The organism is Streptomyces sp. A0592, assembly GCF_004795115.1.
Lineage (GTDB): Bacteria > Actinomycetota > Actinomycetes > Streptomycetales > Streptomycetaceae > Streptomyces > Streptomyces erythrochromogenes.
Map to the genome: position 1 here is coordinate 199,016 of NZ_SSBM01000012.1, position 14,182 is coordinate 213,197.

Annotated in this window: 27 protein-coding genes; 4 read left to right on the top strand and 23 right to left on the bottom strand. The window is 71.5% G+C overall.

Translation table 11 applies throughout. From position 1 onward, the window contains the following. Positions 1-29: 29 nt before the first annotated feature. Genes E6U81_RS39920 through E6U81_RS19570 form a run of 3 tightly spaced genes read right to left on the bottom strand, consistent with a single transcriptional unit; the run spans position 30 to position 873 of the window. Positions 30-182 carry a hypothetical protein gene (locus E6U81_RS39920; RefSeq protein WP_168714677.1) on the bottom strand — a complete coding sequence of 51 codons (153 nt, stop codon included), beginning with the start codon at positions 180-182 and terminating at the stop codon, positions 30-32. Next, on the bottom strand, positions 179-493 hold the full coding sequence (locus E6U81_RS19565; protein WP_136231385.1) for a hypothetical protein: 315 nt from the start codon (positions 491-493) through the stop codon (positions 179-181). The genes E6U81_RS39920 and E6U81_RS19565 overlap by 4 nt, the downstream gene beginning before the upstream one ends. Beyond that, complete coding sequence (locus E6U81_RS19570) at positions 490-873, bottom strand: hypothetical protein (protein WP_136231386.1); 384 nt, start codon at positions 871-873, stop codon at positions 490-492. The genes E6U81_RS19565 and E6U81_RS19570 overlap by 4 nt, the downstream gene beginning before the upstream one ends. Before the next feature lie 163 nt (positions 874-1,036). On the opposite strand from E6U81_RS19570, the gene E6U81_RS19575 reads away from it, so the two are divergent. The 3 genes from E6U81_RS19575 to E6U81_RS19585 all read left to right on the top strand — a co-directional run bounded on the left by E6U81_RS19575 (position 1,037) and on the right by E6U81_RS19585 (position 1,996). After that, a complete protein-coding gene (locus E6U81_RS19575; RefSeq protein ID WP_168714678.1) occupies positions 1,037-1,339 on the top strand; it encodes a helix-turn-helix domain-containing protein in 303 nt (100 codons plus the stop codon). A gap of 82 nt (positions 1,340-1,421) precedes the next feature. After that, the gene (locus E6U81_RS19580; protein ID WP_136231388.1) at positions 1,422-1,754 is read left to right on the top strand and encodes a DUF6233 domain-containing protein; all 333 of its coding nucleotides are present in this window, start codon (positions 1,422-1,424) and stop codon (positions 1,752-1,754) included. 23 nt (positions 1,755-1,777) lie between these two features. Further along, positions 1,778-1,996 (top strand): hypothetical protein, encoded by a 219-nt coding sequence (locus E6U81_RS19585; RefSeq protein ID WP_136231389.1) that lies wholly within the window; start codon positions 1,778-1,780, stop codon positions 1,994-1,996. A 159-nt stretch (positions 1,997-2,155) separates the two neighbouring features. Here the strand turns inward: E6U81_RS19585 and E6U81_RS19590 are convergent, their stop codons facing one another. Then, positions 2,156-2,626: a GIY-YIG nuclease family protein gene (locus E6U81_RS19590; protein ID WP_136231390.1), complete on the bottom strand. Its 471-nt coding sequence runs from the start codon at positions 2,624-2,626 to the stop codon at positions 2,156-2,158. 70 nt (positions 2,627-2,696) lie between these two features. Next, on the bottom strand, positions 2,697-3,185 hold the full coding sequence (locus E6U81_RS19595) for a DUF3883 domain-containing protein (protein WP_168714679.1): 489 nt from the start codon (positions 3,183-3,185) through the stop codon (positions 2,697-2,699). A 139-nt stretch (positions 3,186-3,324) separates the two neighbouring features. On the opposite strand from E6U81_RS19595, the gene E6U81_RS19600 reads away from it, so the two are divergent. After that, positions 3,325-3,921 carry a DUF4352 domain-containing protein gene (locus E6U81_RS19600; RefSeq protein ID WP_136231392.1) on the top strand — a complete coding sequence of 199 codons (597 nt, stop codon included), beginning with the start codon at positions 3,325-3,327 and terminating at the stop codon, positions 3,919-3,921. A gap of 60 nt (positions 3,922-3,981) precedes the next feature. Here the strand turns inward: E6U81_RS19600 and E6U81_RS19605 are convergent, their stop codons facing one another. The 18 genes from E6U81_RS19605 to E6U81_RS19680 form a co-directional block, all read right to left on the bottom strand. Then, positions 3,982-4,689: a hypothetical protein gene (locus tag E6U81_RS19605; protein WP_136231393.1), complete on the bottom strand. Its 708-nt coding sequence runs from the start codon at positions 4,687-4,689 to the stop codon at positions 3,982-3,984. Between the two features lie 727 nt (positions 4,690-5,416). Continuing rightward, positions 5,417-5,971 carry a hypothetical protein gene (locus E6U81_RS19610; RefSeq protein ID WP_136231394.1) on the bottom strand — a complete coding sequence of 185 codons (555 nt, stop codon included), beginning with the start codon at positions 5,969-5,971 and terminating at the stop codon, positions 5,417-5,419. A gap of 220 nt (positions 5,972-6,191) precedes the next feature. Continuing rightward, positions 6,192-6,653, bottom strand: coding sequence for a hypothetical protein (locus E6U81_RS19615; RefSeq protein WP_136231395.1), 462 nt, complete (start codon positions 6,651-6,653; stop codon positions 6,192-6,194). Then, positions 6,650-7,015 (bottom strand): hypothetical protein, encoded by a 366-nt coding sequence (locus E6U81_RS19620; RefSeq protein WP_136231396.1) that lies wholly within the window; start codon positions 7,013-7,015, stop codon positions 6,650-6,652. The genes E6U81_RS19615 and E6U81_RS19620 overlap by 4 nt, the downstream gene beginning before the upstream one ends. Further along, the gene (locus E6U81_RS19625) at positions 7,012-7,230 is read right to left on the bottom strand and encodes a hypothetical protein (protein ID WP_136231397.1); all 219 of its coding nucleotides are present in this window, start codon (positions 7,228-7,230) and stop codon (positions 7,012-7,014) included. The genes E6U81_RS19620 and E6U81_RS19625 overlap by 4 nt, the downstream gene beginning before the upstream one ends. Before the next feature lie 4 nt (positions 7,231-7,234). After that, positions 7,235-7,408 (bottom strand): hypothetical protein, encoded by a 174-nt coding sequence (locus E6U81_RS39925; RefSeq protein ID WP_168714680.1) that lies wholly within the window; start codon positions 7,406-7,408, stop codon positions 7,235-7,237. Further along, positions 7,405-7,794, bottom strand: a complete 390-nt coding sequence (locus E6U81_RS19630; protein ID WP_136231398.1) for a hypothetical protein — start codon at positions 7,792-7,794, stop codon at positions 7,405-7,407. The genes E6U81_RS39925 and E6U81_RS19630 overlap by 4 nt, the downstream gene beginning before the upstream one ends. 86 nt (positions 7,795-7,880) lie before the next feature. Continuing rightward, complete coding sequence (locus E6U81_RS19635) at positions 7,881-8,300, bottom strand: hypothetical protein (RefSeq protein ID WP_136231399.1); 420 nt, start codon at positions 8,298-8,300, stop codon at positions 7,881-7,883. Positions 8,301-8,328: 28 nt separating this feature from the next. Further along, positions 8,329-8,586, bottom strand: a complete 258-nt coding sequence (locus tag E6U81_RS19640) for a hypothetical protein (protein ID WP_136231400.1) — start codon at positions 8,584-8,586, stop codon at positions 8,329-8,331. Between the two features lie 26 nt (positions 8,587-8,612). Beyond that, positions 8,613-8,810, bottom strand: a complete 198-nt coding sequence (locus E6U81_RS19645) for a hypothetical protein (RefSeq protein ID WP_136231401.1) — start codon at positions 8,808-8,810, stop codon at positions 8,613-8,615. A 71-nt stretch (positions 8,811-8,881) separates the two neighbouring features. After that, positions 8,882-9,532: a hypothetical protein gene (locus E6U81_RS40505; RefSeq protein WP_206309969.1), complete on the bottom strand. Its 651-nt coding sequence runs from the start codon at positions 9,530-9,532 to the stop codon at positions 8,882-8,884. Then, positions 9,532-9,831 carry a helix-turn-helix transcriptional regulator gene (locus tag E6U81_RS40510; RefSeq protein ID WP_206309970.1) on the bottom strand — a complete coding sequence of 100 codons (300 nt, stop codon included), beginning with the start codon at positions 9,829-9,831 and terminating at the stop codon, positions 9,532-9,534. The genes E6U81_RS40505 and E6U81_RS40510 overlap by 1 nt, the downstream gene beginning before the upstream one ends. A gap of 50 nt (positions 9,832-9,881) precedes the next feature. Further along, positions 9,882-10,115, bottom strand: coding sequence for a helix-turn-helix domain-containing protein (locus E6U81_RS40515; protein WP_206309971.1), 234 nt, complete (start codon positions 10,113-10,115; stop codon positions 9,882-9,884). An 82-nt stretch (positions 10,116-10,197) separates the two neighbouring features. Beyond that, positions 10,198-11,991, bottom strand: coding sequence for an AAA family ATPase (locus E6U81_RS19660; RefSeq protein WP_136231403.1), 1,794 nt, complete (start codon positions 11,989-11,991; stop codon positions 10,198-10,200). An 11-nt stretch (positions 11,992-12,002) separates the two neighbouring features. After that, on the bottom strand, positions 12,003-12,299 hold the full coding sequence (locus E6U81_RS19665) for a hypothetical protein (RefSeq protein ID WP_136231404.1): 297 nt from the start codon (positions 12,297-12,299) through the stop codon (positions 12,003-12,005). After that, the gene (locus tag E6U81_RS19670) at positions 12,299-13,138 is read right to left on the bottom strand and encodes a DUF2303 family protein (RefSeq protein ID WP_136231405.1); all 840 of its coding nucleotides are present in this window, start codon (positions 13,136-13,138) and stop codon (positions 12,299-12,301) included. The genes E6U81_RS19665 and E6U81_RS19670 overlap by 1 nt, the downstream gene beginning before the upstream one ends. A gap of 2 nt (positions 13,139-13,140) precedes the next feature. Further along, on the bottom strand, positions 13,141-13,500 hold the full coding sequence (locus E6U81_RS19675; RefSeq protein ID WP_136231406.1) for a hypothetical protein: 360 nt from the start codon (positions 13,498-13,500) through the stop codon (positions 13,141-13,143). Beyond that, positions 13,497-13,916, bottom strand: a complete 420-nt coding sequence (locus E6U81_RS19680) for a hypothetical protein (RefSeq protein ID WP_136231407.1) — start codon at positions 13,914-13,916, stop codon at positions 13,497-13,499. The genes E6U81_RS19675 and E6U81_RS19680 overlap by 4 nt, the downstream gene beginning before the upstream one ends. Between the last annotated feature and the right edge of the window lie 266 nt (positions 13,917-14,182).

Consider the following 14,182-nt stretch of genomic DNA (forward strand, 5'->3'; position numbering starts at 1 on the left):
GGGCGCTCCTTCGAGGTGGCCGGGCGGGGTTAGCGCTGTTTGGCGAGTAAGGCGCGGATGTGGGCGGCGGTCTCGTAGTCGCGGGCGCAGGCTTCGACGGTGGCGGGCTCGGAGAGGATCGTGTTCTCGCGCGGGGTGCGGTCCGGCTCGGGCGGGGCAGGCGCGCTCGGCTTGTCGATCACGTCAGGCTCCCGGCGGCGCGGCGGATGTGGAGGGCGAGTTCGCCGCCGGTGATGCCCTTGGGGAGGCTGTCCTCGTCGGGGAGCGCGGCGAGGGCGCGGTCGAGGGCGTGCTCCTGCACGGCGGGCGGGTACTCGCCGAGGATGTCGGCGCCGGCGGCGGTGAACGCCATGCCGAGTGCGTAGCGGTTCGCGGGCTGTTCGGGCTGGTAGTCGCTGAGGCGGTCGGCGACGTAGTGGAGAACCTGCGCGGCGACGGGCATGTCCTGGCGGGCTCGGCGGAGGTGTTCGTCGGCCTGCTGCTGGGCGGTCATCGGGCACCGCCCGGGGACCGCTTCGCGATGGCCGCGACGGCGTCCTCGACGGGAACGGGTTCCATGCGGGCCTTGCCGCACAGAGCACACGCACCCCCGTCCCACCTGTGGCCGGGGTCGGTGTCCGCCCCAGAGAAAGAGTTCGGGCACGGGTCGATGTCGGCCAGCGGAACGATCTCACGGACGCGGTCCTTGCTGACGATCAGCGGGTTACCGGCGCCGTCGCGCAGGCTGTAGTAGAGCGGCGCCTCGTGTTCGATCACAGCCCGAATGGACTGCAGGCTGTGGAAGCGGAGCACCATCGTCTCGGACGGACCGGAGGCGGGGTTGGTGTCGCCCAGGGTGTTCGGCGGTGTGGGGTGCTGGCTACTGTGTGCCATGGCTGTTCCTCCTGGTAGGCAGGTGGAGTGGCCGGCCCCGGCCGGGCTCTGACACACCGGCCGGGGCCGTTCTGTTGAGACAGCTCTGGGAGGGCCGCTCTGGACTCAATGTATGTCATGGCATACATTGGGGCAAGTGGCCCGCCGAAGAAGGGATGCGGGCGTGAGCGACGACGTAGGCGAGGAGGCGCAGAAGGTGTTCGACGCGCTGTCGGAAGTGGAGGCGATCGAAGATCCGGTCGCGCGCGCCGTGGCGATCAGTAAGGTGCTCGCCGATCACGACGAGCGCGCGCCTCGCCTTCGGGATCTGCGGCGGGAGGCGGTGTTGCAGATGCGCGCGGACAAGATGCCGTACCGGAAGATCGCCGCCCTGCTCGGCGTCTCACTGGGCACCGTGCAGAACATCGAGCGCGGGCATGCTGGCGCGTGGGGCACGAAGTCGCGGGCCAAGCCGGCCGCCGAGTAGCCGCGCACAGCAGAGCCCCCGGCCCTGGCGGATCGGGGGCTCGCTGCTGCCCGGGGTTCGCGCGGCGCGTAGACTCGAACACATGTCCGACCTGCCGCCCGATCTGCCCCGCCTCCGCACTCTGGAGACGTGGCTCGCCCTGAACCTCGACCGGGTCCGGCAGCAGATCACCGCCGCCGAACGGCAGGCCGCCGCCGACGCTGCCCGCCGGGAGCCTCCCCTGCCGCCGGACTGGCTGATCGAGCACGGCATCGGCGTCGGCCGCAGCCCGGTCCGCGTGCACGTCGGCTCATGCTGGGACACCCGCTCCCGCTGCGCGGCCGCTGACCGGGACAGCGCCCGGCGGGCCCTCGCAGAGGGCGTCGAGGCGTGCACGCACTGCCGGCCGGACACGGCGCTCGGCGTGCTGGACTGACCAGCGGCCCGCAGGCTGGGGGTATGAGCGAACGGCCCATCGTGATCAAGCGGCCCCGCGGTACCGGCGGCCGGCGCGTCCGCATCGACGGCCAGATCGCCGGGCTCGCGTACAGCCTCGCCGACGTCGTCGAGTTCCTGCGGATCGCCGGCCTCGACCTGGACGAGCAGCAGGTGGCCGAGTCCCCGCTGATCGACTGGGATGGCGCTCCGGCGACCGTGTGGGCCGAGTCCCCGCCGTGACCCACCCGCCCGGGCGGCGTTAGGTCGGGCGTGGACCTCGAAGATCTGATGGAGCAGCCCGGCGAGCGGCTCCCGCTCCTTACCCGTGGCGAGGCGGATGCGCTGGTGCAGCTCCTCGGCAGGCTCGATGGCGCCGACGAGCACGTGCAGCGGGCGGGGCTAGAGCTGCAGGCCCGGATCGGGATGCGCCTCCCGGCGCTGTAGGTCGGCCAGGCGGGCCCGTAGCTGGAGCAGGATGACCTGGCGGAGCTGCTCGCGTTCGGTCTCGATGCCGTCTTGCAGGCGGAGGCGCCATAGGTACCACTCCCGGCGGAGTGCGGGCCGGATCTCCCGGGACTGGTAGGCGAAGCGTGTGCCGTGGGGCTGCGGCGGGACTCCGGCGGGGAGGATCGGGCCGGGCAGGCTCTTGTTGCACCGCGGCTGCTCGATGAAGATCGCAGCGCGCTCCGCGGCGTCGGCTTCCCGCTCGGTCGGGAACCACTGGCGTTCGTGGCGGTCGACCTCCCGCCACCAGAACATCTCTTTGCGGTGCTCGCGCCAGCGGCGGGTGGGGTCGTTGGACGCGCCGATGTAGAGCAGGTAGCCGGCTGCGTCGTAGAGGCGGTAGACGGACGTAGGCCCTTCGGTCATGGGCGGATCGTGTCATCGCCCACTGACAGTGGCGGCTTGGGTCGCGGCGGCCTGCTCGTGGGGGTGTGGACTACGTGACGACCTTGCCGAGGGCCAGGACGTCGGCCTGCCCCACGTGCCAGTGCCCTTCGTCCTGCACTCGTGAGCTGCCGTGCTGCGTTCCTGGGGTGTCGCCGTTCAGGCGATGCCAAGGAAGGCGGGCCGGTCGGTTGACGACGATCAGTCTGGGCTGTGGCGTCCGGCATTCCAGCGCCACGTACAGCCACCAGTCCTCGCCGCATCCGAGCATCGCGCTGTGCTGCCGGTCGACGAGGGAGACGCTCGTGGGTCCGCCCCTGCCTTTGACCTCGATCAGGCGCGCCAGTGAGCCGTCGGGGTGTCGGGAGACCAGATCGCAGGTCAGGCGGTTGACGTCTTGGTGTCGTTGGGCGAGCCAGTCGCGGACCTCGCTCCCCAGGTCGCCCCAGTTGCTACTGACGTCAGTCACCTGCCGGCCTTGCGACTGTTCGTATTCCACGGCCAGGGCCATGGCTATCTGCTCGACCTTGTTGGCGATCATGCGCCGGAGCTTGCCAGCCGAGTTCAGCTGCGTCAGCCGGTTGTTGAATCTTCGATTGTCACAGTTCGGATACCGGCACCCGCGCGTCCGCTTGTGCGCATACGGTGACCGGACTTGCACACGTCCCCTGGGGGTTTCCATGTCGCAGCAGTTCCCGCCTGGCCAGCCGCAGCCCGGTTACGGCTACCCGCCCCCGCCGCAGCCGAAGAAGAACTCCGCCGGGAAGATCATCGGGTTCGGGTGTCTCGGGATCGTCGGCCTGTTCGTGCTCCTCGCGATCGTCGGCGCGCTCATCGGCGACAGTGGCGACAGCAAGGCGGACAGCAAGCCGACCCCGCCGGCGGCCGCTGCTCCGTCGTCGGCGCCTGCGAAGGCCCCGGAGTCGAAGCCGGCCGAGCCGGAGAAGAAGGCCGCGGTGGAGGTCGTGGCGAAGCCGACCGAGTTCACGAAGACGATCCTGGCGCAGGGTGACGGTTACACGAGCGTGTCGGTGACCGTCACCAACAACTCGTCGAAGCCGATCAACGTGAACCCGCTGTACTTCGCGATCACCGACACCAACGGCAGCAAGCACACCGCCGAACTGGGCGTCGACAAGAACCAGATCGACACGGTGGAGCTCGCGCCGGGTGAGAACGTGACCGGCGTGATCACCGGCAAGGGGTCGTGGACGGCGAAGACCGTGACCTACACCGACGGGCTGATCGGGAAGTCGGTCCGGGCCGACGTTTCCTGACCCACTGCGGGCTGCTGCGCCCCACCTCCTGGCCGCTCCGGGGGTGGGGCGCAGCCATGTTCAGGCCGCGATCACGCCGCTCTCGGTCCACAGCGCTCCGCAGCCGGTGCAGCGCGCGCACGGTGTCGCCCCCCCGCCGCCGTACACCTCAATCGTGCCGCCGCACTGGCAGCTGTGCTCGGGCCCGAGTTCCTTCATTCGGTCGCCGCTGGTGTCGAGCGCGGCCTCCGCCCGGCGCAGCGCCTCCATGGCGACGGTGCGGATGTACCGCTCCTGCACGTCGTCGAGCGTGCGGAACGGGCCGGGCCGGCGTTCGATGCGGGCGAGGAGCCACAGCGCTGTGTACGTGGCGGGCGGGGTGCCGGGGCGCTGGAATCGCCAGCGGCGCCGGTCGGCGAGGTCGGCGCGGGAGGCTGCGGTGCGGCGGGCCCGGTCGGCGGCGGGCCAGTCCGAGCCGGGGAGGGGGATGGGGTCGATCTGTACGGCGGCCGCGGTGACCTCGGCGCAGTGCGCGAGCGCGGCCTCGATGGCGCGCATGGTGTCGTACAGGGCCAGGTTGAGGGGGACGGGTCGCTGGCCGAGTTGTGCGGGGTCGCGTTCGTCGGCGCGGAGTGCTGCGGCTTCGGTGGGGTCGTGGTGGTCGATGGCGGTGAGGTAGCCGCGGAGGCCGAGGCCGAAGGCGCCGTGGATGGGGCGGTCGCCGAGCGCGTTGTGGAGATCAGGCCACATGGTGATGAGGGTGCGGAGGGTGGTGGCGGTGGTGGTCATCGTGGCTCCGGGTGCTGGTCGGGCGGTATCTTGATCAGCACCTGGGGGCGTGCCCGGTCTTGGCGGACGGTGGGCGCGCCCCTCGCGCATGCTCAGAGGCGGCCGCTCCGGCGAGCGGCGGACATGTTGCGGGACTTCACTGCGGACAAGCACTGCGGGCTGCATGTCTTGGCTGCCGCCCTGCCTGGCCGGAACGGAACTTCCGCGCCGCAATTCGTGCACGACTGGCGCGGCTTGCGAAGCTGTTTGCCGCGCTTGGCGCCGTTCGCCTTGCTCGCAGCCATCTGAGCAGGCGTCCGTGGCCGTTCGGCGAGTGCCTTCAGCGTACGGCGGTGCACGGTGCGCCCCGCCCCCGAAAGCGCGATCTTGCGGCCCTTCTTCGGCCTCTCCTTGGGGGCGATTCCACCCCTGTCGACGAGCAGCTGGCGGTGCTTTTCGGAGTACTCGGGTGAGCAGATGGAAGCCCGTTTCACCAGTCCCGCAAGTCGCCGAAGCTCGTGTCTGTCGACTCCGTGACGCTGCACCGTGTGGAGAGCCAGCAGCGAGTACGGCCCACGCCCACAGAAGGGGCACATCGCAGCCTCGATGGCCGCCCGGATGGCTTCCTCAGTCGGGGCAACGACCTGACCGTGCTGACCCTCAGGGCTCCTCTCCTGCTTCCTCTTGGCGGCGATGACGTCAACGCCGGTCCCACGTGATCGCCTGCGGTCCGGACGGACGCCCACGGCTACAGCCCTCGCTTCGGTCGGATGGTGAGCTGCTGGAGCCGCTCGTACTTCTGCTCCGTGGTGTGGCCGTCCCAGGGCAGGACGAGCCCGTTCTGCCACTCAACGTGGGCGAACAGGTCCATGTCGTCGGGGGCGACGTGCCAAGACATCTGTCCAGTGGGGCCTTCGATGGTGACGACGGCCCAGTCGGGGCTGTCGGGGTCGGTGTAGGCAATCTGGGAGGGGTAGAGGCTGGCGAGGTGGGCGACGAAGTGGGCGCGCTCGCGGTACGCCTTGTCCCGCTCGGCTTCGACCTGTTGCACGGTCGGCTTCCGGAACGGCTGCCAGTGCTTGGGCGGTTCGGCGGTGAGCGGGACGGCGCGGGGCTCGACGTACAGGTTGCCGCGCTCGTCGGCGACCTTGCGGCCGTCGGCGTCGAGGACGAACGCCTCGTAGTGCAGCTCCCGGCCGGCGGCTCCCTCCTCGATGTGCAGGTCCGAGTCGATGGGGACGGTGAGCGGGTCGATGCCGTGGGCGGTGAGCCAGGCTCCGACCTTGGTGTACATGTCGCCCATGGTCACTTCTCCTTGCGGTCGTTGACGCGGACGGCGGCCCAGAGCACGCCGAGGAATGCGGCGGTGGCGCAGATGAGCGCGATTGCGGTGGTGGACACGTTGGCTCCTCAGCGGATGAAGTCGACGGCGAGGCGGAACAGGTGCGAGATGGTGCTGAACGCGAGGCAGACCAGGATCGTCACGTAGAGCCGGCGGGGGACGGTGATGGTGTGAGGCGTGCTCACGGGCGGGGCTCCCTGGGCTCGTCAAGGGCGGCGCGGACCATGGCGAGGGCGTGCCCTCCGGCGGCTTCCCCAGTGGCGAGGAAGTGCAGGCGCCACTGCTCCTCGACCTCGCGGGCGCGGGCGATGGCGGCCTCGGCCTGCTCGGCGCGGTGCCGGGGTGTCCCGGGCGCTCCGGAGTCGAGGGTGGCCACGGTGGCGCGCCAGGTGGCCAGCTCCTGCGCCTGGTGGTCGAGGGCGGCGCGCAGCTGCTCGCGCTCGGCGTACAGCTGGTCGAGTGCGTCGCTGGTGATCGTGTCGACGGTGTGCCGGGCGGGCTGTTCGGTGGCCGGTTCGGGGCCGTCGCAGGTCAGGCGGCATTCGCAGCACGTCCCGCAGGGTTCGACGCCTGCGGAGACGCCGCAGACGCCGCGCGTGCACGGTCCGGTGCAGGCGAACCGGCTGATGGGCTGGTCGGTCACAGGACGCCTCCGGTGGGTACGTCGCGGGTGGTCGGGCTGGTGCACCAGGGGCAGCCGGTGACGGGGCTGGTGTGGTGCTGCTGGTGGATCGCGGCGGAGTGGACGCAGTGCTCCGGCTCGGGGCGCGGCTCGGCGGGCTGGGCGAGGATGGCGCGGGCCACGCGGACCGTGTTGCGCCGGTCGTAGTCCTCGTCTGCCGGGAAGCCCGGCCCGTCGGTGAGGGAAACGAGCCGGTCGATGACGAGGGCTTCCCGAGTGAGCAGGTCGGCCAGTGGGGCAGCGATGTGGGGCGCGACGAGGGTGGAGCTCTGTGGCTGTGTCAGCGCCCAGGCGGCGGCGCGAAGGTCTTGTGAGGGCGTCATCGGTGTCTCCGGTGTCGTGGCCGTGTGCGGCCGTGTGCGGGCCTGTCGGGTGCGGGCGGGGCCGCAGGGGTGGTGCGGCCCCAGTACGTGGCGTGAGGGTCGGTGTGGCGGGTCTGCCGGTCCTGCTCCTCGCCGTGGCGGAGGGCGTAGCTGAAGGCGACCGCGGCGAGGGCTATGACGGTGAGGCCGCCGGCGACGAGGAGCAGGGTCAACACGGGGCTACTCCGAGGGCTTCGCGGCGGCGTGGTGCGGGCAGTCGGACCCGCGCTCGAAGCCGCTGATCATGTCGACGGTGTCGGTCGCCCGGTCCAGCAAGCGGGGCGGGTCTTCGCGCCTGGTCCACGGTCGGCAGGTGCAGCCGTCGACCAGAAACGGCGCGGGCTGCTGGCTCATGCTCCGGCCCCCGCGCACTCCGGGCCGCAGAGCGCGTGCTCCTCGTCGGTGTGGGCCTGCTCCCGTTCATGCCGGTCGCAGAGCTCGCCGTCCTCGCACGGGTTCGGGGTGCTGCAGGCGGCCCCCTCGGTGGCGCGGGTCAGGTCGGCCAGTTCGTTGGCGGCGTCCTCGTCTCCGCCAGCGGCGCGCACCGCGAGCGGCAGGCTGGACCACATGTCGCCGAACCACTCCATCGCCCACTCGTCGCCGCCGGAGCGGGCGGTCTCCATGTCCCCGTGGATCCGCTGGAGGGCTTCGACAAGCGGCTGATTCAGGGCGCGGAGTTCGTTGATGGTGGCCATGAGGGCGGGCATGGTCTGGGCGGTGGTGGCGTGGCGGGCGGTCATGAGGGCGGGTCCTTCCGGTGGTGTGGGTGGTGTCCGGGTCGGCCGCCCCGGGAGGACGACCGGCAACGGGGCGGGGGGTCAGGTGGTCAGCCGCCGGTGATGACGGTGGCGGCGATCATGGCGACGAAGTCCCGGCGGTCTGCCTCGCTCATGTCCGGCGCGAACGCGAAGTGGATCCGGGCCCGCCCGTCGCCGATGTTCAGCTGCTGCTCGCTGGGCTGCAGGCTGTCGGCACCGAGGTGCACGGCCCACTCGGAGAGATCGGCGGCGCCCTGCACGAGGCTGTGAATCTTCCGCTGCGCCTCGTTGTAGGCGTTGCCGTCGTCGTGGTTGTAGGGCAGCAGGTCGCCCCAGGTCTGGCGGTCGTCACCCTCGCTGGTGGACTTGACGTAGGCGTCCTCCATGCCCTCGCCGATGCTCATGAAGTCGGGGTCATCGGCGAGGGCGGCGAGGGCGGTGACGGCCTGGGCGCGGAGGTCGGTGTCGGTGTACGGCTGCTCGGTCATGTGGGTTTCTCCTTGTGCGCGGGTCGGGTCAGGCTTCGTTGTCGGTCTGCTCGTCGTCGGCCCACAGGCCGTCGTGGTCGTGCTGCTCCACCGGCACACCCACCGGGCATCCGGGGCAGTAGTCCCGTGCCTCCTCGTCCGACCAGCCGTCCACGGCTGCCGTGTGGTGGTGCCGGTCGGCTTGCTGGGCGGGGGTGGTGCGCCGGATGTGGCCGGTGATGGTGAAGGACGTGCAGTCCTCGCAGTCGCATGTGGTCTGCGTGGTGGTCGGGCGGGTGCTGCGCATGGTCTGCTCCTGGTGGGTGGGTCGGGTCAGGCGGGGCGCAGCTCGTCGGCGGTGTACGACGCGGGCAGCTGGTCCGGGTCGCCGTCGAGGAGGACGCCGTAGGAGCCGCCGATCTTCGGGCCGGTGATGGTGCCGAGGGTTCCGGCTGGGGCGGCGTGGGCGCCGGGCCAGGCTGCGGGGGCGTTGACGGTGGTACGGACTCGCTGGCCGAGGGTGAAGGTCACGGGGGTCTCCTGGTGTGTGGTGTGCTGGTGGTGGCCGGCCCGCATTGCCCGCGGGCCGGCCGTCCGCGTGGTCACGGGGTGTGTGGGTCCTGGCTGCCGGGCGGCCGGTGCCCGGCGGGCTTCGAGCAGCGGCCGCCGCCGACGAAGGTGACGTCGCAGTACTCGACGGGCGGCCGGCGGTCGAGGTCGGACACCCAGGCCGCGCACACCGCAGCGACCTGGATCAGCTCGGCGCGCAGCTGAGCAGGGTCGGTCTCGGCCATGACCTCGGTGAACTCCTCGTAGAGGATGTGGCCCCAGGTCAGGCAGTCCTCGTCGGCCGCGTGCTGGCACTGGGCGTTGGCCTCGTCCGCCCAGCTCGCGTTGCCGATGCTGGTGCCGTCGCGGTGCCGCTGGTCGCCCCATTTGGCGAGCTGCCGGCCGCGCTCCGCGGCCAGCTCGGCCATGAACCCGGCGAGCCCTGGGGCGGCCGGGAGGATGCTGCCGAAGTAGGCCGCCACCTTGACGGTGAGCTGGGCTGCAAGGTCAGCGGTGCCTTCGGGGTGGCCGAGACGAACGGGGGTGTCGTGGATGGCGGTGCCGATCGTGGCGGCGAGGTCGGCGAAGAGGTGGGGGTCGACGGTGCGGCGGCGTGAGGCCTGCTCGGCGGCGAGGCGGGCTTCCTTCTCGGCGAGGGTTTCCGCTGGCAGGGCGTGGTCGTGCGGGGTCGGCACGGTCGGCATCAGGCAGCCCTCCGAACACCAGCAGCCGGCGCCGGCGGCAGCGAGAACGGCCGCAGGTCCCTGGGCTCGATCAGCCCGTACGCCAGGCACAGCGCAACAGCGTGCTGCCGGTTCCGGGCCCGCAGGAGCCGGAACGCGTGCGCCAGCTGGGTCTTGACGGTGTTCGGGCTGACCTGGAGTACGACGGCGGCCTCTTCGTTGCTGTGGCCGCTGGCTACGAGCTTGAGGAGCTGGAGGCGGCGGCGGGTGAGCTTGGGGGCGGTGCGGAGTCGGGCGGTGGTGGGGTGTTGGGCGGTCACGTGGGGTGTCCTTCCTGGGCGCGCGTGGGCGGGTCGAACCGGAGCGGCGGTCAGGCGGCGAGGGCGGCTTTCCAGCGTTCGACGGTGCGGGTGCTTGCGCCGGAGAGGCGGGCGATGTGGCGGGTGGAGTAGCCGAGTTTGAGGAGGCGTTTTCCGGTGGCGCGGCGTTCGGCTTCGGTGAGGCCGTCGGGGAAGGCGCGGCGGATGACGGCGGTTTCGACGTTTTCTGGGTCGAGGTCGGTGCGGAGGGTGGTGTGGATGTTGCCGTGGCGTTGGAGTCGCATGCGGCAGGGGTGGCAGAGGGTTCTGCGGGGGGCGCGGGTGCGGGGGCAGTTGGGGGTGCGGCAGGGGGTCATGGGGTGCCTTTCAGGCTGCGTCGGGGTGGCTGCCGGTGGTGGGGTCGCAGGCGAGGCAGGTGTCGTATCCGCGGTTGAGGCGGAAGCCGTGGAGTTCGTTGCCGCAGACGGTGCAGTGGGGGGTCGACGGGGTGTCGTTTTCGTCGTCCTCCCCCTCACCTCCCCCCTCCCTAGAGGGGGAGCGGGGGGAGGGAGGTTTTGTAGGGGCATCCCCCGGACCTCCCCCCGCGTTTGGGGGGATGTCTGACCTGGGGTTTTCGTCTACCTCCCCCGGGGTCCCCCCGGTTTTGGGGGGAGTTTGCTGTTCAAGATCGCGGGGGAGGTTCGGGGGGAGGTTTTCGGAGCCGCTGAGGGCCTCGTCGAAGGAGTCCTTCCGCTTGCGGATCCGGACCGCTTCTTCGATCTTGTCCTTGCGCATCTGGATGTCCCGCTCGGTGCACCACTTGCTCACCCGCGGGCTGCCCCAGGAGATCGGAACGCCGGCGACGGCGAGGCGGTGGACGAGCCACTCGGGGCTGCCGACAGCCAGCACGGGCGGCCGCTCGTCGAGGGACTCCAGCACCACGGAGGTCACCGGCCGGCCGTCGGGCTTCTTCTCGCCGTCGAGGGTGACGACCTTGATGCCGAACTGGAGGTCGGCGCCCTCCGCGTTGTCCTTCTGCTTGCCGACCTTCATCGTGATCACGATGTTGGAGGCGTTGTCGCCCTTCTTCGAGACGTGCATCTCGGACTGGAGAGCGCCCTTGGCGGCGGAGGCGCCGCGGCCGTGCTCGCCGACGTGCCCGGTGTGGTGGATGGGCAGGACGCAGGCGCCGGTGGCGCGGCGGAGGTCGTCGAGGCGCTCGACGACGATGCCGAGCTCGGTGTTGGAGTTCTCCTCGACGCCGACGGAGACGCGGGCCTGGGTGTCGATGACGATGAGCGCCGGTTCCAGGCGGCGCATGGCCTCGATCCACACGTCCCACTCGGGGCCGCGGGTCTGGACGGGGCGGGGCAGGAACAGGGCGTTGTCCATGCGCATGCCGTGGTGCTTCTCCCAGGCGCGGACGCGCTGGCGGATGCCGGCCATGCCCTCGGCGACGAGGTAGACGACGGTGCCCTGCCGGACGTACTGGCCGTGCCACTTCTTGCCGGTCGCGACGTGTCCGGCGATGTCGATGACGACGAAGGACTTCATGTGCCCGGAGGGGCCGATGATCCGGGCGAGGGTGTCGAGGTGGAGGAGGTCACCGACGAGGGGTTCCAGGGTGGGGATGTTGTCGAGGGCGTTGGTGTCGAGGAGCTCGGCGAGGAGCGCGTCGACGGGGTCCCCGGAGCGGCCGGCGGCGCGTTCCTGCTGCCGCTTGAGGTAGTCGTCGATGAAGGTGACGGCGTGGCCGGGCTCGGCGTCGGGGGCGGTGGCGTACTGGACGATGCGGCGGCCGAGGTCTGCGTCCGCGCGGAGGTCGGATGCGGCCCGGACCTTGCCCGCCCAGTGGGCGGCGTCGCCGCCGCCGACGTAGTCGTTGACCTGGGTGACGTAGGGGATGCCGCCGGCTCGGCGGAGTTCCTTGCTGCGGTCGAGTTCGGCGACGACGGTGAGGTAGTGGGTGCTGTCGCCGCGGTCGACGAGGTTGAGGATCGCGGTCCAGATCACTTCGTGGGCGGGCCGCTGGAAGTCGGCTCCCTTGATGGCGGCGCGCATGGTCTTGATGTCGTGCGGTTGGTTCATGGCGGTGCCGAGGACGAACCGCTCGGCGTCGAGCTGCTCTTCGAGGCCGTCGCGGTCCGCCTGCTGGTGCGGGAAGGGGCGGACGTTCTCCACTCGGGGTCTCCTCAGAACAGGGTGGTCGGCTCGGTGGTGCAGCGGTGTTCGGTGACGTGCGGGTGCGGGCAGCCGGCGGGGTGTCCGGGGCCGGTCCAGGCGAGCCGGGCCGGGGTGTACGGGCTGGCCTGGCGCAGGCACCAGATGAGCCGGTTGGGTTCGCGGACGGTGGCCTGCTCGCTCGGGGTGAGCGGGGTGAGGTCCGCGGTGACGGTCAGGGCGGCGACGGTGCCGACGAGTTGGCGGAGGATGGGGGCCCGGCAGCGCGGGCAGCGGGTGGTGCCGCTTGCGCTGCCGGGCCGGGTCATCAGGCCGGGCTGCCGTTCATGACCGGCTGGGCGATGTCGGCGCCGATCGCGGTGACGACGTCCGCGAACGCGGTCCGCAGGGTGTCGCCGGGCCGTTCGAGCTTGTAGCCGATGCGGAGCTGCTGGTCCGTGATCCGGTACCGCAGGCGGGCGGTCAGCCGGTACCCCTCGCTGCCCTCGAACGGGACCAGGCCGACGACGAACGTCTCCGGGATGGTCAGGTCGCCACGCTGGCCGGCCTTCGCCGTGGTGTTCTCGACGTACTTGAACTGGCGCTCCCCGGTGGCCAGTCGGGTCCCGGACTGGAAGTCGACCTTCGTGGCTGCCTGGATGGACTGGGCGATCTCCAGCATCGTCGCGGCGGACGGGTCGAGGAGGTCGGGGAGGTGGTCCTCCAGGAACTCGGCGAACTGCTCCTGGCCGAGGAGCCGGCCGTCGTTCTCCAACCACTGCTGCCAGGTTTCCGTCCGGCGGAGCGCCAGGCGGAGCCGGTGGCCGGACCAGCGCGGCTCGTCGGCGGTGTGGGCGTCGAGGACGGCGGTGACGGTGAGCTGGTCGGCGTCGGCGTACACCTCGGTGTCCGCGTCGGAGTGCTTGCTGAAGTAGGCGGCGAAGCTCGCGGCGTCGCGGACGGTGGTGGTGCCGTGCTTCCGGGCCGGGGTGCCGGTGTGTTCCGGGCCGGTCAGGTCGATCGTCTGCGTGCCGCCGCCGGCCGTCCGGACGGCGTAGACCTTCCCGGGCTCCATGGCGGCCGGGACGGTGGCCTGCTGGGCGATGTCGATGACGGACTGGATCCCGTCGAGGTCGGCCGCGGGGCCGGAGGTGTAGCGGGTCGTCATGATCAGGCGTCCTTGAAGGTCGGGGCGGTCGGGGCGGGGCGGAACTCGATGGCCATCTGGCGGGGGTCCTCGCGGACGGGGTTGCCGTCGTCGTCGAGGAAGTACAGGCTCTTGACCGGGGTGGGCTTGGGGGCCTTGACCGCGGACTCGACGCCGATCGGCATCGGGGCGGATTCGACGCCGTTGGCCGGGGGCTCGACGACGACCGTGATGGTCATGGAGCCCTTTTTGCCGTGGGTGCGGACGGCGTCGAGGAGGTCGTGGAACTCGGCGGACAGCTCTTCGGCGGTGCGGCCGTTGAGGTGTGCGGCGAGGAACGCGGCCAGGTCGGCGGTCTCGCGGTCGGCGGTGAGGTCGGTCATGCGGCTTGTGCTCCTTCGCTGGGGGCCGCCGGGCAGGCGGCCTTGTGGGCGGCGCGGATGTGGTCGAGGAACCTACGAATGGCGGTAGGGCCGGTGATGGTCTCGGACTGCCATCCGCAGGCGAGGCACTCGTAGCGGGCACGGGGCTGGCCGGTGTAGCGGATCTGGCCGGCCCGGTCGCCGTGCTTGGTTTCGCGGCCGTCGCCGCAGTCGACGAACAGGGCGCTGGTGACCTGCCGGGGGCCGCTGTGGGTCTGTCGTTGTGCGGCGGCGGCGACGGCCGGGCTGATTGTGGTGGTGGGTGTGGTGGTGGGGCGGGCCTGCGGGGCGTGGGTCGTACAGCGCCAGCCGCACGGGTAGGGGCGGGGCTGGCCGTCGTGGCTGCCGCCGGGTACGTCGCACAGGCCGCCGGTCATCCGAACAACCCCAACTGCTGCGGCGGCTCCGGCCGGTAGCAGCGGCGGCACCCGCACCGGGACCGACAGGCCGCTCCGACGGTGTGGACCGCGGCGCGCGGCGGCCACGCCAGGCCGGGACCGTAGACGCCCTTCTCCCTGTCGGTCAGGTGGCCGGGGCAGGCGTCGTGGGAGCCGACTTGGCAGGCGCCGCAGACGGCCCGGGCGTCGCAAGGGCACAGCCCGCCGGCGCGCGGTCCGGTGGACGGCGCGGACTGCACCAGAAC